Consider the following 19,508-nt stretch of genomic DNA (forward strand, 5'->3'; position numbering starts at 1 on the left):
CATGAGAAGATTCGTTGTGGCCGGTCTGGCCGGAACCCTGGCGGGTATCATTGCAACGACACAGGTGGCCGGTCCGCTGGTGGCGCAAGAGGCAAAGAGCAATTCCAAGGTCTACGAACAGTTGGACCTGTTTGGTGACATTTTCGAACGCATCCGTGCGCAGTACGTTGAAGAGGTTGACGCGGGCGAACTGATCGAGGCGGCGATCGACGGAATGCTGACCTCGCTCGATCCGCATTCCTCGTACCTGTCGCCCGAGGATGCGGCCCAGATGCGGGTGCAGACACGGGGTGAGTTCGGGGGGCTAGGGATCGAGGTCACCCAGGAAGAGGGCTTCGTCAAGGTCGTGTCGCCGATTGATGGCACCCCGGCCGATGAGGCTGGGATCGAGGCGGGCGATTTCATCACCCATGTGGATGGTGAAAGCGTGCTGGGCCTGACGCTGGACAAGGCGGTGGAACTGATGCGCGGCCCGGTGGGCAGCGAAATCGTGATAACCGTGGTGCGTGAGGGCGAGGATGAGCCTTTCGACGTTTCGATCATCCGCGACACCATCAAGCTGACCGCCGTGCGTGCCCGAACCCAGGGCACTTCGGTTGTTTTGCGGGTCACCACGTTCAATGACCAGACCTATCCTAACCTGGAAGAGGGGTTGAAGAAGCAGGTCGAAGCAGCAGGTGGTATCGACAAGATCAACGGTATCGTTCTTGACCTGCGTAACAATCCTGGCGGGTTGCTGACCCAGGCAATCAAGGTGTCGGACGCGTTCCTGAACAGCGGTGAAATCGTGTCGACTCGCGGCCGCAACCCTGAGGACGGCGAACGGTTCAACGCCACAGACGGAGATCTGGCGCAGGGCAAGCCGGTGGTCGTGTTGATCAATGGCGGCTCTGCCTCTGCGTCGGAAATTGTGGCAGGCGCGTTGCAAGATCATCGCAGGGCGATTGTCGTCGGGACCAAGAGCTTTGGCAAAGGGTCGGTCCAGACGGTGATGCCGCTGCGGGGCGATGGCGCCATGCGTCTGACCACCGCGCGTTATTACACGCCGTCAGGCCGCTCGATCCAGGCGCTGGGCGTTAGCCCGGACATTGTGGTTGAACAGCCGCGCCGCCGCCCTGAAGCCGAGGAGGAGTCAACGTCGCCCCGCGCCCGGTCCGAGGCCGATCTGCGTGGCCGTCTGAACAATGACAGCCTGAGCGAGGATGAAATCCGCCAGATCGAGGAGGATCGGGCCAAGGCCGAGGCCACCGCCGAACTGCGGCAGGAAGATTACCAACTGGCCTATGCGATCGACATACTCAAGGGCCTGTCGGCTTTCACACCGGCAAAGTAAGCCGCGCACCGTGAATACGACAGGAGCCGCGCCCGTCGGGCGCGGCTCCTGCGTTTCCAAGGCCGGTTTATCGGGGCTACATGGTCTCCAGACAATGACGCCGAAAGGCGCGCTTCAACATGTCCAGTTCGGCCCGCAACAGTTCGACTTCAGCGCGCAGATCGTCGGGCACGCTTTCTCCGGCGATGATGGTGAAGCTGCCTAGCTTCGCATCTGCATCGACGTCCCGGATCAGGAATGTCTGCACGCCGTCGGCGATGGCGTATTCTGGAACAGGAACGGTCAGGGTCCAGAACGTACTGTCGGTGCCTTCGACCAGTTCAACCCCGTCCACCGGTTGATCCAGATGCGTGACCTCGATCCGTGGCCGCTTGCCGGTGGTGGGTGCTCCGGCGATGCGCCCTTCCCATACCGAATTGCGGAACCGGATTTTGGTGAGTGTTAGTTCGCTCATGTCATGTTCCCGTTCACAAGGCGGCGCGGCGGTGCCGGCAGAACGTCAGGTCGCGGATCACCACCTGGTTCATTTCGGGTGCTTCAAAGATCAGGTCCAGCCAGATCTTTTCGATCCGCTTCTCGTTGAGCCGCGAATAGGCCAGATCGAATTCGACCATCACATCTTGTTCGTGCAGCGGCAATTCCCGAACGATCTGTTCGGTGTTGGGCCCGTGCCGGATGTTGAGACGGGCGAAGATCTCCAGCGGTTTTTCCGTTTCGATGATTGTATCCACCCGCAATAGGTGCGTGCGGGTCAATCCGTCCACCGCATCCTCAGGCAAGTCGATCACCAGCGACAGAAAGGATCCGTCGAACTTGAAAACGTCCATCCGCAAACCGTAGGGCGCCAGATCCGCTTCGCGCAGGTTGCGCAACTGCCGAAGTGTCAGCTCGGAGAATTCGCAGTCGTGAAACAGGGTCACCTCGGTTCCGAGCATGGAACGTGTCGGGACCGAGGACAGGCCCGGCGTCGGCAGCGGCCCGCGCCACATTTCCGGCCGCCAGGACCAATCAGTTCCGTGTGGTTTCGGAAAGTAGGATGACCCGATCAGTGGCAGGGCAAGACGGCCGTCTGCCACATTGATCAGACGGTCCAGATGGGCCCGAAGGTCACGGGCGTGATTGCGCTGGCGGCGCAACTCGGACAGCGGCGCGGCCAGCGAATTGCGCGCGGCTGCGCGCCAGCGCCGCATCTCGCGCAAGTGAAACAATCTGTCCAGTAGCCTGCCCATTTACGACCCGTCAAAAGTGGTGACTTGGTGTTTTCTCTGTTTAACGAAAGGATGTTAACTAATTAAGCCCAAGAACCGAGTTTGGGCGCATTTTTTGAAAAGGGCAGAAACAATCACGGGGTCAGCCGGGTTGTTGGCAAAGATGATGTCGGACCCGCACTGGTCGAAGCGCTTGAATTCGCAACCTTCAATGCTTACCGTCCTTATCTTGGGAGTAACCGCGTTTCAGACGCTGGGCCGTGAGTTTGCAGTGCGGTGACGAAAGGTGGGACATGGAGCCCAGTCTGTTTTCCTTCATCTGGAAGTACTCGAGGAAACAGCAACTCGCCCTGCTGGCCCTGACGCTGGTTTCCTTTCCTTTTCTCTATGCCTCTCTGGAACTGCCCAAGCGGATCATCAACGATGCCATTGGCGCCGAGTTGAACCGCATCACTGTCTGGGGCGTCGAACTGACCCAGATTCAGTACCTGTTTGCCCTTTGCCTGGCCTTTTTGGCCATGGTGCTGATCAGCGGACTGATGAAGATGAAACTCAACACCATGAAAGGGGTGTTGAGCGAACGGATGCTCCGGCGGTTGCGGTATATGCTGATCGGTCGGATGATGCGGTTTCCGCGCAGCTATTACCAGACTACCAGCCAAGGTGAGCTGGTTTCGATGATCACATCCGAGGCCGAACCTATGGGCGGGTTGATGGGCGATGCTATCGCCCAACCCGTGTTCCAGGCGGGCCAGATGCTGACAATCGTCACGTTCCTGTTCATGCAGAACGTCTGGTTCGGGCTTGCCTCAGTAGCGCTGATTCCTTTGCAGGCCTGGATCATCCCCAAGCTTCAGCGCCAGATCAACCTCTTGAACAAGGCCCGCATTCAGGAGGTCAGGCGGCTGAGTTCCGAGATCGGCGAAACCGCCGCCGGAATCTCGGATCTGCGTGCCAACGGCGGGTGGCGCTACCGGCTGGCGCAGGTGACCGATCGGCTCGGGCGGCTCTACGATATCCGGTTCAGGATCTATCAGAAGAAATTCTTCATGAAGTTTCTGAACAACCTGATTTCTCAGATGACTCCGTTCCTGTTCTATTCGGTGGGCGGTTATCTGGCGATCCAGGGGCAGATCACCGTGGGGGCGCTTGTGGCGGCGCTGGCGGCTTACAAGGACCTCTCCAGCCCGTGGAAGGAGCTTCTCGATTACTACAACCAGGTGCAGGATATGTCGTTGCGCTGGCAGGTGGTGACCGAACGGTTTGCGCCGCTCAACATGATCGAGGCCGAACTGTTCGAGGGCGAGCCGGAGACCATTCCGCGGCTGGATGGGCCGGTCGAGCTGCGCGATGTTACCGTGCGGGATCAGGATGGCAACACGATCCTGGAAGACATCAACCTGATTATTCCGCCCGGTGCGCGGGTTGCGGTTCAGTCTGATCGGCCGGCGGAACGCGCAGCACTTGCGCAGTTGCTGACCCGAGAGATCCTGCCAGCGCGGGGGCAGGTGCTGTTGTCTGGACACCCGATCAACGAATTGCATCAGTCCGTGATCGCGGCACGCATAGGGCATGCGCATTCCCGACCCTACCTGTTCGACGGAACGTTGGGTGACAATCTGATGATGCCGCTGCGCGTTCGCCCGAAACATGGCGACGCATACGCGATGCGACCGACGAGCCGGCAGATCGAGGCGCTTCAGGCGGGGAACAGTGGTGACGGGTTGGATGCGGACTGGATCGACCCGTCTCTCGCTGGGTTGGAGGATGTTGACCAGATCAGAGACTGGTGGTTTCAACTGGTCGAGGCGATGGGTACCGATGAGTTCATGTTTCGCCGCACTTTGCGGTCGATGATTGACGTTCGCGCCCATGGCGCACTTGCCGACGAGATCGTGGCGCTTCGCGATACCGTTGCTCACCGGTTGGCCGAGCGCGGTCTGGCTGATCTTGTCTACCGGTTTGATCCGGACCGTTTCAACCCGGCGGTACCGTTGGGCGGCAACCTCTTGTACGCTGCTCCCGCTCGCAAGATTTCCCAGGATCAACTGGTTTCGGATGGCCGATTCATCCAGATGCTGTACGAGGAAGGGCTGGCGGACGAGGCGATGTCGATGGCGCTGGGCGTTGTCGCGACATTGCGGCAGACTTTTGGCCGGGACGGGACCCAGCATCCGCTGTTCCGTAAACTCGGGCTGGAAGACGAGACCTATCTGCACCTGCTCGACATCGCGGACAGGCACGCGGCCCGCGGAGCACAGGCGCTGGGTACGGATGACCGGGCGCTGTTGATGACAGTTCCCTTCCTGCTTACCGCCGAGCAGATTGGCCCCGCGTTCCCAGAGGAATACAAGGAGAAGATCCTTGCCATACGCCGCACCCGTGCGGACCGGCTGCGCGGACTGGTTGGCAGCGATTTTGTTGCGGTTGACCCGTCCACCTATATTCCGCGCCTAACAGTTCTGGAAAACGCGCTTTTCGGACGCGTTTCCATCATGGCGGGCGCGCGTGCCGAAGAGATCGAAGACACCGTTGCCGAGATTATGAACGAAGCGGGGTTGAGGCGGAAACTGGCAGCCATCATCTACGATCTACCTGCGGGTCTGGGCGGCGCCAATCTGCCGACAGTGTTTCAGGAACGCGCGGCCTTTTCCCGGGCCGCAATCAAGCGGCCCGATATTCTGGTCCTGGACAAGGTGCTGGCCAGCCACGATTCGGAAAGCCGGCTGCGCACGCGCCAAAAGCTGCGCGACCTGCTGCCGGACGCGATCATCCTTTTTTTGGAAGACCGTTTTGCCCATCCCGAAGCTTATGATCTTTTCATCGATATCAGGCATGGCAGGATAGATGGCGTTTCCGATGTGCACCCGGATATGGGCGAAACAGCGGGGGTCGATCTGGATCGCAAGCTAAAGATCATCGCCGCAACCCCGCTATTTGCACGACTCGACACCCGCAACCAGCGGCTGCTGGCGTTTTCTGCGCAGTGGTACGATGTCTCGGCAGGCCAAGTGATCTTTTCGCATGGGCAAACGGCTGATGCGGCCTATCTTTGTCTCGAAGGTCGTGCCGCGCTGCGCTGGCCGGACGATGCCCCGGGTGAACGGCCGATTACACTGGTCGGGCCGGGACGGTTGATCGGAGATCTGTCGATTATCACGCGCCAACCCAGGCCGATGGACCTGATTTCCGAAACCGACAGCAAGTTCCTTCGGATCGGCGCGGAAGAGTTCAGGGCGGTGATCGAGCATGATGCCACCGTATCGCTACAGCTTCTTCAGACCGTTTCCGGGCACCTGGTCGAAGCGGGTGACATTCTGCGTGCCGCGCGCCTCAATATTACCGATTTTACCGACCCTAATATGAAAACTGGACTCCCCGATGCTCGAGGAGTTTCCCCGGATGCCTAAGCCAGACGCCTATGCCGCGCATGAGGCTTTGGTTGCGCCGGGCAGATTGAGGCCCGAGATATGGCGGCTGTTTCTGGGGTTGGTGTTGATCTCGGTGTTTGTGCTGGCCTGCAACACAGTGGTCCTGGCTGCGGTTTCCAGGTTTACCTCGCCAGTATGGGCGGAAAGCTTTCTGGCGGGAACGACGCCCTCAGGTCTTCTTCTGCTGTTGAGCAGTTTTCTGTTTGTTACCCTGGGCGTTGCCCTGGCCGCACGGGTTGTCAACAAGCGGAGGTTTTGGGGAATCCTGGGTCAACTGCATCTTGCGGTTTGGCAGTTTTGGCGGGTGTTCCGGACACTGGTTGGCCTTGGTGTGGTTCTGCTTGTCTTTCCGCCCTACGACATGGGTGAACCGCTGGAGGACAATCTGTCGCTCGGGCTCTGGCTGCCGCTGCTTCCATTGTCGCTTGTCGCCATCGGCATCCAGGCCAGTGCCGAGGAAATCCTGTTCCGGGGCTATGTTCAGCAGGCCATTGCTGCGCGGTTCCGGAGCCGGATTGTCTGGATGGTGCTACCATCCTTGCTGTTTGCCCTGGGACATTACTTGCCTGCCGAGGCGGGTGAAAACGCGCTGCTGATCGCGCTTTGGTCGTTTGTATTCGGAATGTTCACTGCCGATATCACGGCCCGGTCGGGTACGCTTGGCCCGGCCATTGCCATGCATCTGTTCAACAACATGGTGGCGCTGCTGATCGTCGCCTTGCCGGGCAGCCTCAGCGGGTTGTCGCTCTACCTGTTGCCCTATGACATGGCCGATACCGAAAGCCTGCGTGCCTGGCTGGCGGTCGACTTTGCGGTGATGTTCGTGGCCTGGCTTGCTGCGCGGGTTGCATTGCGTCGCTGATTGCATTTCCGGGCACATCGCCTTATCTGACCCGAGTGCAGCTTCACAGGGTTTCCAAATGAACTGGATCACGAACTATGTCCGGCCACGGATCAATTCGATCTTCTCTCGTCGCGAAGTGCCCGAGAACCTCTGGCAAAAATGCGATGAGTGCGGGACGATGCTATTCCACCGCGAGCTGGCAGAGAACCTGAACGTCTGCACGCAATGTGGTCACCACATGAACATTTCGCCGCGCGCCCGTTTCACGGGGCTGTTCGATGGTGGCGTGTTTGTCGAGGTGGACGTGCCCGAGCCGGTAGCCGATCCGCTGCATTTCCGCGACCAGAAGAAGTATCCTGACCGGATGAAAGCGGCCCAAAAGGGGTCCGGCGAGAAAGAGGCTATGCTGGTCGCCGCCGGCGAGATCGGCCGCACGCCGATCGTGGCGGCTGCACAGGACTTTTCCTTTATGGGCGGGTCGATGGGCATGTATGTGGGCAATGCCATCATCGCGGCGGCGCAAGAGGCGGTGAAGCTCAAGCGCCCGCTGATCCTGTTCTCGGCCGCTGGCGGCGCCCGCATGCAGGAGGGCATCCTGAGCCTGATGCAGATGCCGCGTTCCACGGTTGCCGTTCAGATGCTGAAAGAGGCGGGCCTGCCCTATATCGTCGTGTTGACCCATCCCACGACCGGTGGCGTGACGGCTTCCTATGCCATGTTGGGTGATGTGCATATCGCCGAACCCAATGCGCTGATCTGCTTTGCCGGGCCGCGCGTGATCGAACAAACCATCCGGGAAACTCTGCCCGAAGGGTTTCAGCGCGCCGAATACCTGCTGGATCACGGCATGCTGGACCGGGTCGTCAAGCGCACGGATTTGCGGGACGAGTTGATCACCATCACCCGGATGCTGATGAAACTGCCGCCCGTCGTGCGCGGGGAATTGCCGGCACCGGCGGTCAAGGCCGATGAACCAGCGGCCGAAAAAACCGCCGCGCCCAAACCCACCGAGTCCAAGGCTGCTGCCAAATCATGACCACACCCGGTTCCGATGTCATCCTTGAACGGATGATGGCGCTCCACCCCAAGATCATCGACCTGACGCTGGACCGGGTGTGGCGCCTGCTGGCCGCGCTGGATAATCCGCAGGACCGCCTACCGCCGGTGATCCATATCGCTGGCACCAATGGCAAGGGATCGACCCAGGCAATGATCCGCGCCGGGATCGAGGGCGCGGGCAAGTCGGCCCATGCCTATACCTCGCCGCACCTGGCGCGGTTCCATGAACGTATTCGGGTGACGGGAGAGCTGATCTCGGAGCCCGATCTGGTGGCGGTTCTGGACGAGTGCTATGCCGCGAATGATGGTGAGACGATCACTTATTTTGAGATCACCACCTGTGCAGCGTTGCTGACCTTCGCTCGGTCGCCTGCGGATTTCACACTGCTCGAAGTGGGCTTGGGCGGCAGGCTGGATGCAACCAATGTGATCGCGCGGCCTGCCTTGTCGATCATCACTCCGATCTCGATGGATCACGAACAATACCTGGGCGACACACTGGCCAAGATCGCTGGCGAAAAGGCCGGGATCATCAAGCGTGGCGTTCCGGTGGTGGTCGGTCCCCAGCCCGACGAGGTGATAGAGGTGATCGAAGCCACCGCTGCCCGTCTTGGCGCGCCTCTGATCGCCCATGGTCAGCACTGGCATGTGCGGGAAGAACACGGGCGGCTGGTGTTCGAAGATGAAACCGGCCTGTGTGACCTGCCCCTGCCAAACTTGCTTGGGGGGCACCAGATCCAGAACGCGGGCGCGGCGCTGGCGGCGTTGCGGCATCTGAACCTGGGTGAGGCTGCGTATGAGGCGGCCGTGACCAACGCCTATTGGCCCGCCCGGATGCAGCGGCTAAAGACCGGTCCACTGACAGAAATGGCACCCGAGGTCGAGCTGTGGCTTGACGGGGGACACAACCCGGCAGCGGGCAAGGTGCTAGCAGATTTGCTGGCGCGTCTCCCTGTGCGGCCTACTCACCTGATCTGTGGTATGCTCAACACCAAGGATGTTTCAGGGTATCTGCGGCCACTTGCAGGTCAGGCGGCGAGCCTTACGGCCGTTTCAATTCCGGGAGAAGCGAATACCCTGACGGCCGAGCAGACAGCGGCTGCTGCACGCGTTGTAGGGTTGGCTTCCTACACAGCGCCAGATGTGGCCACCGCGCTTGCCGGTATCGTGTCAACGGACCCGTCCGCGCGCGTTCTTATCTGCGGCTCTCTTTATCTGGCAGGCAATATTCTGCGCGAAAACGGTTGATCGCCCAGGCGATACACCCGAACGGCCGAAGCCTTGACACAAGAAAGGCGCCCGCAAGGCGCCTTTCCTGAACATTCGGCTGGGGTGGGATGTCAGGCTGCGATCCGCTCGTCATCGGCTCGGGCACGCACCGAGAAGAAAACCGGCGTCGCCTTTTGCCGCGCGCGATGTGCGAAGAAGTTCAGGACTTCCCCTTCATCTTCGGCGCCTTGCTTGGTGCGGCGCAGGTACTCCAATGCGGCGATGCGGTTCTGGCGGGCTTTCTGTGCGAGGGAGATGTTCATCTGGGTGCTCCTGATATTCTGAATTGCTGTTGTGTCTGTGGTTGGGCTCAGGCGGCGTCGCCGGATGTGCCCCATGGGTTGGTGACGAAGAAAACGCCGGTCGCGGTGCGCACGGGATGGGCCTGTGCCCGCCAATCGGCCATCGACAGGATGTTGTCCGACCGGCCGTGGCATTCGCCGGCCAGGTTTTTCGCTTCGGGGCGACGGAAGGTGATGATGGTTGCCATTTTCGTTTTCCTCTTTGTTCAGAGGCGATACCGCCTTGCATTTCGATCCTTGTGATCCAGGGCCGGGAATTTCCTCTCGCCGCCATGAACCGGACTTGTTACTCTTGTCTTGCCCTCGGGTATAGCTTGTCGGCGGTCACAACTTTACCGGTACCTCTTTTGAGGTCTGTTCCGGCTGCCGCTGCCGTTTAGGCCGAAGGATGAATTTCCTGATGCTTTGATGTTTGGCTGAGATTCGGTCGGGAATCGCGCATTATTGTGGCGAAAAAGTGAAAAATCACATTTAGAACAAAAGTTTGTCCACGTCTCGGCCTAAATTTGTCTTGTTCCAGACAGATTTTCGCTCATTGGGAAACGCACGGTTTCTCGAAGGAGTTCAGTGATTCTTTCGCGGAATCGCACAATCATTGATTGCGTCAGCTCTTAGGCAAAAGAAAACCGCCCCCATCCATCCGGACAGGAGCGGCGCATATCGTGCCAGGGCGGTGTCAGCCCTTCTTCAGAACCTCGCGGCCCAGTAACTCAGCGATCTGAACCGCGTTCAGCGCCGCGCCTTTGCGCAGGTTGTCGGACACACACCATAGATTCAGCCCGTTTTCGACGGTGGAATCCTGCCGGATGCGGCTGATGAAGGTGGCGAAATCGCCTACGCATTCCTTGGGCGTCACGTAGCCGCCGGGCTCGCGCTTGTCGATCACCATGATGCCAGGTGCTTCGCGCAGGATGTCGCGGGCCTCGTCCTCGTCCAGGAATTCCTCGAACTCGATGTTCACCGCCTCGGAATGGCCGACAAAGACCGGCACGCGCACGCAGGTTGCGGTGACCTTGATCGAGGGATCGACGATCTTCTTGGTCTCGGCGACCATCTTCCATTCCTCCTTGGTCGAGCCGTCTTCCATGAAGACGTCGATATGGGGAATAACGTTGAAGGCGATTTCCTTCTGGAACTTCTTCGGCGGCACGTCCGAGGTTGGGTTATAGACCGCCTTGGTCTGTTCCCAAAGCTCATCCATGCCTTCCTTGCCCGCGCCCGACACCGATTGATAGGTGGATACAACGACGCGCTTGATCGTGGCGCGGTCATGCAGCGGCTTCAGCGCCACCACCATCTGCGCAGTCGAGCAGTTCGGGTTGGCGATGATGTTCTTCTTGGCATAGCCGTGGATGGTATGCGGGTTCACCTCGGGCACGATCAGCGGAATGTCCGGGTCGTAGCGGTAGAGCGAGCTGTTGTCGATCACCACGCACCCCGCAGCCGCCGCCTTGGGCGCATAGACCTTGGTCGCGTCCGAACCGATGGCGAACAGCGCCATGTCCCAGCCGGTGAAGTCGAAAGTGTCCAGATCCTGGGTCTTGATCGTCTTGTCGCCAAAGCTGACTTCGGTGCCCAGGGATTTACGGCTTGCCAGCGCGGCAATTTCATCCACGGGGAACTGGCGCTCGGCCAGGATGTTCAGCATTTCGCGGCCCACATTGCCCGTGGCGCCAGCGACGACGACGCGATAACCCATTTTCTTGTTTCTCCAGATATACCCGGTCGCCTTGACCGGCGGCGGTTCCATACAGGGAAAGTGAGGGCGAGGAAAGGCCCCTGTCAGGCCAGACTGTCGCGGCTGAACAGATAGATCACGAGACCGGCCGCCAGAGACACCGCAAAAAAGGTCACGATTGCGGTATAGGGGGCGGCGGCGCCAGCAGCGGCATAGCTTTCGTGCAGGCGCCCGGTGACGAATTGCATCAGCCCCACGCCGCCAATGCCAAAGAGGTTGAGCAGAGTGACTCCGCGCCCCACTAGATGGGCCGGGATAAAGGCGCGGCCATGTGCCATGATAACCGGGAACGAGGCGCCGAGAAAGCCGATTGCCGCCAACAATGCAACCGAAGACCAGACGCCAAGGTCGATCCATAGAACCAGCAGGACCAGAGCCAGTACTCCGCCCAGGTTGCCGCCGAAGATCACCCATTTGCGGGTCCGCAGAATCCGGTCGAGTGGCCCATAGGCAAAGGTTCCCGCAATCATCGCCGCACCCATGATCAGCGTCGCTTGCCCGATCTGCCCGGTATCGAGGCCAAACACATCGCGCAGATAGGGCCCGGCCCACAGCCCGCGCAGCGCCGCTGCCGGTGCATAGGCCACCAGCATCAGCGGCAGGATGGTCCACAAGAGCGGCTGTTTCAGCAGGTCGAGAAGCGACCCCTTGCTGTCATGTTGCACCGTCTCGGGGTCGCGTACCGATAGCCAGATACCCGCTGCCACCGCCGCTGATATCGCGGCAAGCCCAGCGAGCGTTGCGCGCCATCCCATCAGCTCTACCGCCAACGCGGTGGGGTACGAGGCCACCAGATTGCCCACAGACCCCACGCCCAGCATGAGGGCGGCAAGCGTCGCGAACCGCGCGGGCGGGTATTCGCGGGCAAAGATGAAGTAAGAGGCCATCAGCACCGGTGAACAGCCGATCCCGATCATGACCATCGCGGCGCTGATATGCAGGGGTGCCGTGGCCGCCGCAAACAGCGCAGCACCTCCGCCGCCACCCACCAGCAGTAATGCCGCCGCCGTGCGGCGCGGCCCGATCCGGTCCAGCGCCCAGCCGACGGGTATCTGCATGGCAGCGAAAGTCAGGAACCATAGGCCCGAGGCAAAGGCCAGATCGTCGGGTTGCGCACCGATATCACGGGCCAGATCGGCGGTCAGCACCGCCAGAAATGCGCGAAAGAACTGGCTGAGCACATATGCCAGACACAGGATGAACAGACCGGCCTGCATTTGTTTTCCTCCTACCCGGGCACGCGCCCGATGGTTGACATGTTATCGGCTTGCGCACAAGCGCGCCGATGGTACAGCGAGGCACTGGATTTCGCCGCGCGGCTGCTATTTAGAATGGGAGTGTCGTGGGGGTCACATGGTTAACGGTTCGGATTCGTTTTACGCCTCGTTGCGCCCGGTGATGGATTTCCCCGAGCTGTCGGAGCCATCACGTTTCACGCCGCTTCCCGATGACTGGGTGCTTGGCACTGCTGATATCTTCGACAGCACCGGAGAGATTGCACGCGGTCGTTACAAGACCGTGAACATGGTTGGCGCTGCGGTGATTTCGGCCATGATCAACGCCATGGGCGACCTGCGATTCCCCTATGTGTTCGGCGGCGACGGCGCTGGTTTCGCAGTACCCGGTGACAGGGCCGGACAGGTGCGCGCGGTTTTGGCGGATCTGCGCCGCTGGGCGGAAGAGGAGTTCGGCATCGCCCTGCGCGCCGCGCTGGTGCCGGTGGCCGACATCCGCGCGGCCCGTCGGGATGTAAGGGTGGCCCGCTATGCGGCCTCTCATGGTGTCGATTATGCTATGTTCTCGGGCCGGGGGTTGGCCTGGGCCGAGGCACGGATGAAGGCCGGGGAGTTCACCGTTGACCCAGGTCCTCCCGGCGCGCAGCCGGATCTGACCGGGCTGTCGTGCCGCTGGTCCAACATGCGTGCCCGCAATGGGCAAATCCTGTCCTTGGTGGTACATCCAAGCGACAAGGCGACCGAGCGCGACTTTGCCGATCTGGCGCACCGCGTAGTTTCCGTCGCCAACGGCTTGGAGCGAGGCGGCCACCCGGTCCCGCCCGGCGGTCCGGGTGTGACCTGGCCACCGCCGGGCCTGTCGCTGGATGCGCATGTGTCGCGAGAGGGCCGCAATCTAGGCCTGCACAAACTGAAGCTCCTGGGCCAGAACCTGCTGATCTGGCTGTTGTTCCGTACCGGTCTGCGGCTGGGTGACTTTCAGCCCGGTCACTATGCCCGCATGGTCAGCCGCAACGCCGATTTCCGCAAGTTCGATGACGGGTTGAAGATGACCCTCGACTGCGACGCCGAAACCCGCGCACGGATCGAGGCGATCCTTGAAGAGGCCCGCCAACGCGGCAAGATCCGCTATGGCCTGTTTGCCCAGGACGAGGCGATGATGACCTGTTTCGTACCCTCGGCCATGCGCGACGATCACGTGCATTTCATCGACGGGGCGGCGGGGGGCTATGCCGCCGCCGCCGAGCGTATCCGCCGGGCCTAACCCCGCCGCAGACGCCCCACCACGCCGGTGGGAAAGAAGTAGACGCTGAGGATGAACAGAACACCCAGCCACAAGAGCCAGCGGTCGGCATCCAAAAGCTGCGGCAGCACCGGCACCCGCTCGACCAGCGACCCGGCGACACCCATCAGGTTCTGCAGATAGTTCTGCGCCAGCACCAGCAGCGTTGCTCCGATCACAGCGCCATACATGGTTCCCATGCCGCCGATCACCACCATCAGCAGTATGTCGATCATGATCTCCATGCTTAGCGTGGTATCCGGCCCCACGTAGCGCAGCCAGATCGCATAAAGACTGCCCGCCAGCGCCGCCACCGCTGCCGACAAGCAGGTCGCCGCAACCCGGTAATAGACCACCCGATAGCCGATCGCCTCGGCCCGGAAATCATTCTCGCGGATCGCCTGCAACACCCGGCCAAAAGGCGAGTTCACCACCCGCAGCAGCAGCAGGAACAGGACCAGGCTGCCAATGAACACCACGTAATAGGAGAGCAGCTTGCCGTTCAGCTTCACCCCGAACAGCTCGTCCCCGAACTTGAAGGCCGGGCCCAGCGCGCGCGGTGTCTTGAAGGTCAACCCATCCTCGCCCCCGGTCAGGCCCGACAGCTGGCTGACCAGAACGGCCACCGCCGAGGCCACCGCCAGCGTGATCATGGCAAAGAAGATCGCGCGCACCCGCAGGCTGAACAGGCCGATGACAAAGGCCAACCCCGCCGCCAGCAGCGCACCCGCGCCTGCGCCCACAAGGATCGCGTCGAATCCGCGCCCCATATGAGTCAGGGCCAGCGCGACCCCATAGGCACCGATGCCAAAGAACATGGTATGGGCGAAACTGACGATGCCACCATAGCCCAAGAGCAGATCGTAACTGGCCACCAGCACGATGAACACGCAGATCCGTGCCGCCGTGTCGACGGTACGCACGCCGGGAAACAGGAACGGCGCCAGCGCCAGACAGACCAGGATCAGCCCCAGAATCAGGGCCAGTACCCGAGAGCGGGGCATATCGCCCGAAAGAACAGCTTTGATCATTTTGCCTTCACCACCGGGATCATGCCCATCGGGCGCCACATCAGGATCGCGACCATCAGGCCGATATTGGAAATCAGCGCCACCTTGGGTTCCAGGAAGGCAACATAGTTCTGCATCAGGCCGACAAGCAGCGCGCCGATGAAACAGCCCTCGACACTGCCCAGCCCGCCGATGATGACGACGATAAAGATCAGGATCATCGCCTGATTGCCCATATGGGCACTTACCACCTCTTGATAGAGACCCCACATGACGCCACCCAGCCCGGCCAGCGCGGATCCGGCGATGAAGACACCAACAAACACCAGCCGCAGCCGGTAACCCAGCGCCTGCACCATCTCGCCATTTTCGACGCCGGCGCGCACGATCAGCCCGATCTTGGTGCGCCTGAGTGTCCAGCGCATACCCGCAAAGACCACAAGACCCAAGCCCACCGCCACCAGCCGGTATTTCTCCAGCGCGGCGCCGGCGAATGTGATCGCGCCCTTCAACGCCTCGGGGCGCGAGATATAGATCTCTTCGGGGCCCCAGAGCACGATGATCAGCTGCTCGACCACGATCAGCCCGCCCATGGTGACCAGGATCTGTTTCAGGTGATGGCCATAGACCGGCTCGACGATGACCTTTTCAAAGGCCCAGCCCATGGCGCCGGTGGCAAGCATCGCCCCGATCACTGCCAGTCCCATCGCTGCAAGGTTCAGCGCCAGCGAGGGCGCGCCGGTCATGCCGCCCAGCATGAGCAGCACCGAAACACCGACAAATGCGCCCACCGAGACAAACGCGCCATGACCGAAGTTGATGACATCCATCAGGCCAAACACCAGCGTCAGGCCCGAGGCCATGAGAAAGATCATCATCCCCATGGCCAGCCCTGACACCGTCAGAGTCAGCCAGGACGAGGTGTTCGGGATCGCCAGCAAACCGGCCACGACCAGCAGCGGCACCAGCAGCACCGGCATCCAGGGCGCCAACCGCTGCGCCAGCGACAGCCGCGCCATCGTGGGCGCGTGTTCCGGGGCCATGCTCATGACACGCCTCCAGCTTCTTTCTGGTCAAGAATACTCATCTCCAACCTCTTCCCGCGCATCTCAATGGGCCTCCATGCTCAGACCCATCAACCGCTCCTGTAGGGCGGCATCGGTGGCCAGTTCGCGCATCTCACCGGACCAGATGATGCGCCCGTCATCCATCACGCAGGCGCTGTCGCCCAGCGCCCGCGCGACCGAGAAATTCTGTTCCACCAGCAGGATCGAGGCACCCTGCGCCTTCAACTCGCGCAGCGCCCGGGCCATGGTCGACACGATGGCGGGCGCCAGCCCCTTGGTGGGCTCGTCGATCAGATAGAGCCTACGTTCCTCGACCATCGCGCGCGCGATCGACAGCATCTGTTTCTGTCCGCCCGAGAGGTTCCCGGCCTCGGACTTCCAGAATGTCTTGAGCGGCGGAAAGGCCTGGAACACCCAGTCGAGCCGGGCGCTGTCGATGGGGCCGGACACGGCGGCCAGTACCATGTTTTCCTCGACCGTGAGATTGGCAAAGATGCCCATATCCTCGGGCACAAACCCGACACCGGCCCGCGCGATGGCGGGTGTCGGCATCTGGGTGATGTCCTGCCCGTCCAGCAGGATCCGGCCCTGACGCGCACGCCAATGCCCGATGATCGTGCGCAAGGTGGTGGTCTTGCCAACCCCGTTGCGCCCCAAGAGCATCGTCACCGCGCCGCGCGGCACCTCCAGGTCTACCCCTTGCAGGATGTGATACTGGGCGATGTTGGTATAGACGCCCTCCAGCCGCAGGATCGGATCAGACATCTTCCAGCTCCCGGCCCATATAGGCCTCTTGCACCACGTCCGAGGCCATCACCGTGGCCGGATCGCCATCGGCGGCCAGCGCGCCGTTATGCAGCACGATGATGCGGTCGGCCAGCGTGCGGATCACGTCCATCTTGTGTTCCACCAGCAGGATCGTCCTGTCGCGCTGCTCTTTCAGCTCGGCAATCAGGTCCAGCACCACGGGCGCCTCGTCCACACTCATGCCCGCCGTGGGTTCGTCGAACATATACACGGCGGGGTCGAGCGCGATCAGCAGGGCGACCTCCAGCTTGCGCTGGTTGCCATGGCTCAGCTCGGACACGGTCTGGTCGCGGTTGTCGATCAGCCGCACTCGGTTCAGGATCGCTTCGGCGGCCTCGGTCAGTTCGGTGTGACGGCTGGCCATCGACCACAGGTTCATCCCCTGGCCTGCCTTGGACTGCACCACCAGGCGCACGTTTTCCAGCACGCTGAGATTGGGAAACAGGTTGGTCAGCTGGAACGCGCGCCCAATCCCGGCGCGGGTGCGTTGGGACACCGACTGGCCCGAGATATCACGCCCACGCAGCAGGACACGACCCGCGCTGGCCGGGATCTGGCCCGAGATCAGGTTGAAATAGGTGGTCTTGCCGGCACCGTTCGGACCCACGATCGCGGTGAGTTCCCCGGTGTGAAAGGCGCACGAGACCGCGTCCACGGCCACATGGCCGCCAAACCGCACGGTCAGCCCCTCGGTCGCCAGGATGGGGGATGTCATGGCTCTGTCTTCCGCTTGCAAAAAGGCCGGTCCCGGCGCGTAGCGCGCCATGGGACCGGCCAGGTCGGGGAGTTAGTTGTTGCGGATCGGGATCGGTAGGTCGTCGATCGTCAGTTCACGCACCAGTTCGGGGATGGCCCAGTCGACATTCGGGTCGACCTTGATCTTGAAGTGGTACATGGATTGCAGCGCCTGGTGATCCTCGGGGCGAAACATCATCTTGCCCTTGGGGGTCTCCCATTCCATGCCTTCCATGGCCGAGATCAGCGCCTCGGTATCGGTGGAACCTGCCTTCTTGATGGCCTCGATCACGGCGATACCAGCGGCCATGCCGCCTGCGGTGAAGAAATCGGGCGGGGTGCCGAAGCGGTCCTGATGGGTCTTGACCAGCCAGTCGTTCACCGGGTTCTGCGGGATCTCGTAATAATAATAGGTCGCGCCCTGCATGCCCGGGAAATCCTTGTAGGCCGCCATTGCCGCCAGGATGTTGCCGCCGGTCGCGATCTCGATGCCGAAACGGCTGGGATCCATCGCCTGGATCTTGCCCATCGGATTGCCGCCACCGGCCCAGATGATGAACAGGCGTTTTTCGCCGTCCAGATCCTTCATCGCGTTAAAGATACGCTCGGCCGCTGCGGTAAAGTCGGTGGTGTCGGTCGGCACGTATTCCTCGTGCACGACGCCCGAGCCTGCGCCCTCCAGTGCTTCCTTGAAGGCGGCGATGCCGTCGCGGCCAAAGGCGTAGTCCTGCGCCAGCGTCGCGATATGCACATTCTCGCCCGCCAGTGCGATGGCATTCGACACCGCGTCCTGGCTGCTGTTGCGTCCGGTTCGGAAGATATAGCGGTTCCAGTTGGCCCCGGTGATGGAATCCGCCACCGCCGGTTCGACGATCAGGATCTTTTCGTATTCCTCGGCCACCGGTAGCATCGCCAGCGCCACGCCCGAGCTGACCGGGCCCACGGCCAGATCGACCTCGTCGTCGCCATAGGCCTCTTCCAGCAGGGCTTTGCCGTTTTCCGGCTTCAGTTGGGTGTCTTTCTCGATCACCACGATCTTTTCGCCATTGATCTCCATCGACCCGCCGGTGGCATATTCCAGCCCCAGCATCAGGCCGTCATGAGACTGCTTGGCATAGGCTTCGAACGGGCCGGTCTTGCCATAGACATGGGCGATCTTGATGTCGGCGGCCGCTGCGGATGCCAGTGCCAATACCGACACCGCACCTGCGCACAAAATGCGTTTCATGTTTCTCCTCCCCGATGTGCGCCTTGGGTGTCGGCGCGTCGTGCTTAGAATGGCAACAGGCTAGTTGTGAGGAGCGGTTTCGGTCAATTATGCGGAAATACGTACCCGCGTCGGGTGCTGCGACAGTCTCCGGATGAACGCTGTGGATCAGGCGGATTTCCACTGTGCCGACAGCCGCCGCGCGGAATTGGCCAGCAGCATCACGTCCAGCCCGACAGCCACAAACTGGGCGCCCATATCCAGATAGGCTTGAGTCGCCTCGTCGGTGGTTCCCAGGATGCCCGACGCCTTGCCTGCTGCCTGAATACGTTCGATAGCATCGGCGATCACCGCGCGCACCTCGGGGGCCGCGCTGTTGCCCTGAAACCCCATGTCGGTGGACAGGTCGGCGGGTCCGATAAAGACACCGTCCACCCCGTCGACGGTCATGATCTCGTCCAGCGCCGCAATGCCGGCGCGGTTCTCGACCTGCACCAGCAGACAGATCTCCTGGTCAGCGGTCTGGATGTATTCGCTGATACTGCCAAACATGGTGGCCCGGGCCGCAGTGGCGCCGACACCGCGTACTCCATCGGGCGGATAGCGGCAGGCACGCACCAGTTGACGGGCCTGATCGGCGCTTTCCACGATGGGCACCAGGACCGTTTGCGCGCCCGCGTCCAGCACCTGCTTGATGATCCAGTCCTCGCCCACCGGCACCCGCACGACCGGATGCGACGGGCTGGCGGCCAGCGCGGTCAACTGGTCGCGGATCGAGCGGATGTCGTTGGGCGCATGCTCACCATCCACCACCAGCCAGTCAAAGCCGCAGGTTCCCATGATCTCGGCCACGCTGGGTTCGGCAAAGCTCATCCAGCAGCCGATCTGGCGTTTGCCCTCGGCAAGGGCCTGTTTGAACAAGTTCTTGGGAGCGGGCATTGTGGTCTCCTCTGGTCAGGTCTTGGGGTCAGCCTGCGTCAG

The 19,508-nt window shown here is 61.5% G+C and carries 18 protein-coding genes; 6 read left to right on the top strand and 12 right to left on the bottom strand.

The window, feature by feature from the left end; translation table 11 throughout:
- Position 1 precedes the first annotated feature (1 nt).
- Entirely contained in the window at positions 2-1,333 is a 1,332-nt protein-coding gene (locus OEZ49_RS01490; protein ID WP_263386667.1) for a S41 family peptidase, read from the top strand.
- 76 nt (positions 1,334-1,409) lie between these two features.
- Here the strand turns inward: OEZ49_RS01490 and OEZ49_RS01495 are convergent, their stop codons facing one another.
- A complete protein-coding gene (locus OEZ49_RS01495) occupies positions 1,410-1,787 on the bottom strand; it encodes a hypothetical protein (RefSeq protein ID WP_263386668.1) in 378 nt (125 codons plus the stop codon).
- A gap of 13 nt (positions 1,788-1,800) precedes the next feature.
- Complete coding sequence (locus tag OEZ49_RS01500) at positions 1,801-2,562, bottom strand: DUF6478 family protein (RefSeq protein ID WP_263386669.1); 762 nt, start codon at positions 2,560-2,562, stop codon at positions 1,801-1,803.
- A 272-nt stretch (positions 2,563-2,834) separates the two neighbouring features.
- Here OEZ49_RS01500 and OEZ49_RS01505 point away from each other — a divergent pair, with 272 nt between their 5' ends.
- From OEZ49_RS01505 to OEZ49_RS01520, 4 genes are read left to right on the top strand one after another with little or no spacing between them, the layout of a single operon-like run.
- The gene (locus OEZ49_RS01505) at positions 2,835-5,951 is read left to right on the top strand and encodes an ABC transporter transmembrane domain-containing protein (RefSeq protein WP_263386670.1); all 3,117 of its coding nucleotides are present in this window, start codon (positions 2,835-2,837) and stop codon (positions 5,949-5,951) included.
- Complete coding sequence (locus tag OEZ49_RS01510) at positions 5,944-6,834, top strand: CPBP family intramembrane glutamic endopeptidase (protein ID WP_263386671.1); 891 nt, start codon at positions 5,944-5,946, stop codon at positions 6,832-6,834. The genes OEZ49_RS01505 and OEZ49_RS01510 overlap by 8 nt, the downstream gene beginning before the upstream one ends.
- A 58-nt stretch (positions 6,835-6,892) precedes the next feature.
- Positions 6,893-7,852 carry an acetyl-CoA carboxylase, carboxyltransferase subunit beta gene (accD, locus tag OEZ49_RS01515; protein WP_263386672.1) on the top strand — a complete coding sequence of 320 codons (960 nt, stop codon included), beginning with the start codon at positions 6,893-6,895 and terminating at the stop codon, positions 7,850-7,852.
- Positions 7,849-9,123, top strand: coding sequence for a bifunctional folylpolyglutamate synthase/dihydrofolate synthase (locus OEZ49_RS01520; RefSeq protein WP_263386673.1), 1,275 nt, complete (start codon positions 7,849-7,851; stop codon positions 9,121-9,123). The genes accD and OEZ49_RS01520 overlap by 4 nt, the downstream gene beginning before the upstream one ends.
- 92 nt (positions 9,124-9,215) lie before the next feature.
- On the opposite strand, the gene OEZ49_RS01525 is transcribed toward OEZ49_RS01520, so the two are convergent.
- The 4 genes from OEZ49_RS01525 to OEZ49_RS01540 all read right to left on the bottom strand — a co-directional run bounded on the left by OEZ49_RS01525 (position 9,216) and on the right by OEZ49_RS01540 (position 12,401).
- A complete protein-coding gene (locus OEZ49_RS01525; RefSeq protein ID WP_263386674.1) occupies positions 9,216-9,407 on the bottom strand; it encodes a hypothetical protein in 192 nt (63 codons plus the stop codon).
- A gap of 47 nt (positions 9,408-9,454) precedes the next feature.
- Complete coding sequence (locus OEZ49_RS01530; protein WP_263386675.1) at positions 9,455-9,634, bottom strand: hypothetical protein; 180 nt, start codon at positions 9,632-9,634, stop codon at positions 9,455-9,457.
- A gap of 488 nt (positions 9,635-10,122) precedes the next feature.
- Positions 10,123-11,145 (bottom strand): aspartate-semialdehyde dehydrogenase, encoded by a 1,023-nt coding sequence (locus OEZ49_RS01535; RefSeq protein ID WP_263386676.1) that lies wholly within the window; start codon positions 11,143-11,145, stop codon positions 10,123-10,125.
- A gap of 83 nt (positions 11,146-11,228) precedes the next feature.
- Positions 11,229-12,401 carry an MFS transporter gene (locus OEZ49_RS01540; protein ID WP_263386677.1) on the bottom strand — a complete coding sequence of 391 codons (1,173 nt, stop codon included), beginning with the start codon at positions 12,399-12,401 and terminating at the stop codon, positions 11,229-11,231.
- A 136-nt stretch (positions 12,402-12,537) separates the two neighbouring features.
- Between OEZ49_RS01540 and OEZ49_RS01545 the strand changes: the two genes are divergently transcribed.
- Positions 12,538-13,683, top strand: a complete 1,146-nt coding sequence (locus OEZ49_RS01545; RefSeq protein WP_263386678.1) for a DUF3095 domain-containing protein — start codon at positions 12,538-12,540, stop codon at positions 13,681-13,683.
- Here the strand turns inward: OEZ49_RS01545 and OEZ49_RS01550 are convergent.
- The 6 genes from OEZ49_RS01550 to OEZ49_RS01575 form a co-directional block, all read right to left on the bottom strand.
- On the bottom strand, positions 13,680-14,732 hold the full coding sequence (locus OEZ49_RS01550; protein ID WP_263386679.1) for a branched-chain amino acid ABC transporter permease: 1,053 nt from the start codon (positions 14,730-14,732) through the stop codon (positions 13,680-13,682). The two genes, OEZ49_RS01545 and OEZ49_RS01550, sit on opposite strands and share 4 nt — an antisense overlap.
- Entirely contained in the window at positions 14,729-15,760 is a 1,032-nt protein-coding gene (locus OEZ49_RS01555; protein ID WP_263386680.1) for a branched-chain amino acid ABC transporter permease, read from the bottom strand. Before OEZ49_RS01555 ends, OEZ49_RS01550 begins: the two co-directional genes overlap by 4 nt.
- A gap of 60 nt (positions 15,761-15,820) precedes the next feature.
- Positions 15,821-16,543, bottom strand: a complete 723-nt coding sequence (locus OEZ49_RS01560; protein WP_263386681.1) for an ABC transporter ATP-binding protein — start codon at positions 16,541-16,543, stop codon at positions 15,821-15,823.
- On the bottom strand, positions 16,536-17,300 hold the full coding sequence (locus OEZ49_RS01565; protein ID WP_263386682.1) for an ABC transporter ATP-binding protein: 765 nt from the start codon (positions 17,298-17,300) through the stop codon (positions 16,536-16,538). Before OEZ49_RS01565 ends, OEZ49_RS01560 begins: the two co-directional genes overlap by 8 nt.
- A gap of 72 nt (positions 17,301-17,372) precedes the next feature.
- On the bottom strand, positions 17,373-18,548 hold the full coding sequence (locus OEZ49_RS01570) for a substrate-binding domain-containing protein (protein ID WP_263386683.1): 1,176 nt from the start codon (positions 18,546-18,548) through the stop codon (positions 17,373-17,375).
- 147 nt (positions 18,549-18,695) lie between these two features.
- Entirely contained in the window at positions 18,696-19,466 is a 771-nt protein-coding gene (locus OEZ49_RS01575) for an HpcH/HpaI aldolase/citrate lyase family protein (protein WP_263386684.1), read from the bottom strand.
- Between the last annotated feature and the right edge of the window lie 42 nt (positions 19,467-19,508).

The organism is Ruegeria marisflavi, from assembly GCF_025673445.1.
Classification (GTDB): Bacteria; Pseudomonadota; Alphaproteobacteria; order Rhodobacterales; family Rhodobacteraceae; genus Ruegeria_B; species Ruegeria_B marisflavi.

Bases quoted from the DNA above. Each gene is read 5' to 3' on its own strand.
- OEZ49_RS01490 (WP_263386667.1), top strand. From the start codon at position 2: ATGAGAAGATTCGTTGTGGCCGGTCTGGCCGGAACCCTGGCGGGTATC.
- OEZ49_RS01495 (WP_263386668.1), bottom strand. From the start codon at position 1,787: ATGAGCGAACTAACACTCACCAAAATCCGGTTCCGCAATTCGGTATGG.
- OEZ49_RS01500 (WP_263386669.1), bottom strand. From the start codon at position 2,562: ATGGGCAGGCTACTGGACAGATTGTTTCACTTGCGCGAGATGCGGCGC.
- OEZ49_RS01505 (WP_263386670.1), top strand. From the start codon at position 2,835: ATGGAGCCCAGTCTGTTTTCCTTCATCTGGAAGTACTCGAGGAAACAG.
- OEZ49_RS01510 (WP_263386671.1), top strand. From the start codon at position 5,944: ATGCCTAAGCCAGACGCCTATGCCGCGCATGAGGCTTTGGTTGCGCCG.
- accD (WP_263386672.1), top strand. From the start codon at position 6,893: ATGAACTGGATCACGAACTATGTCCGGCCACGGATCAATTCGATCTTC.
- OEZ49_RS01520 (WP_263386673.1), top strand. From the start codon at position 7,849: ATGACCACACCCGGTTCCGATGTCATCCTTGAACGGATGATGGCGCTC.
- OEZ49_RS01525 (WP_263386674.1), bottom strand. From the start codon at position 9,407: ATGAACATCTCCCTCGCACAGAAAGCCCGCCAGAACCGCATCGCCGCA.
- OEZ49_RS01530 (WP_263386675.1), bottom strand. From the start codon at position 9,634: ATGGCAACCATCATCACCTTCCGTCGCCCCGAAGCGAAAAACCTGGCC.
- OEZ49_RS01535 (WP_263386676.1), bottom strand. From the start codon at position 11,145: ATGGGTTATCGCGTCGTCGTCGCTGGCGCCACGGGCAATGTGGGCCGC.
- OEZ49_RS01540 (WP_263386677.1), bottom strand. From the start codon at position 12,401: ATGCAGGCCGGTCTGTTCATCCTGTGTCTGGCATATGTGCTCAGCCAG.
- OEZ49_RS01545 (WP_263386678.1), top strand. From the start codon at position 12,538: ATGGTTAACGGTTCGGATTCGTTTTACGCCTCGTTGCGCCCGGTGATG.
- OEZ49_RS01550 (WP_263386679.1), bottom strand. From the start codon at position 14,732: ATGATCAAAGCTGTTCTTTCGGGCGATATGCCCCGCTCTCGGGTACTG.
- OEZ49_RS01555 (WP_263386680.1), bottom strand. From the start codon at position 15,760: ATGAGCATGGCCCCGGAACACGCGCCCACGATGGCGCGGCTGTCGCTG.
- OEZ49_RS01560 (WP_263386681.1), bottom strand. From the start codon at position 16,543: ATGTCTGATCCGATCCTGCGGCTGGAGGGCGTCTATACCAACATCGCC.
- OEZ49_RS01565 (WP_263386682.1), bottom strand. From the start codon at position 17,300: ATGACATCCCCCATCCTGGCGACCGAGGGGCTGACCGTGCGGTTTGGC.
- OEZ49_RS01570 (WP_263386683.1), bottom strand. From the start codon at position 18,548: ATGAAACGCATTTTGTGCGCAGGTGCGGTGTCGGTATTGGCACTGGCA.
- OEZ49_RS01575 (WP_263386684.1), bottom strand. From the start codon at position 19,466: ATGCCCGCTCCCAAGAACTTGTTCAAACAGGCCCTTGCCGAGGGCAAA.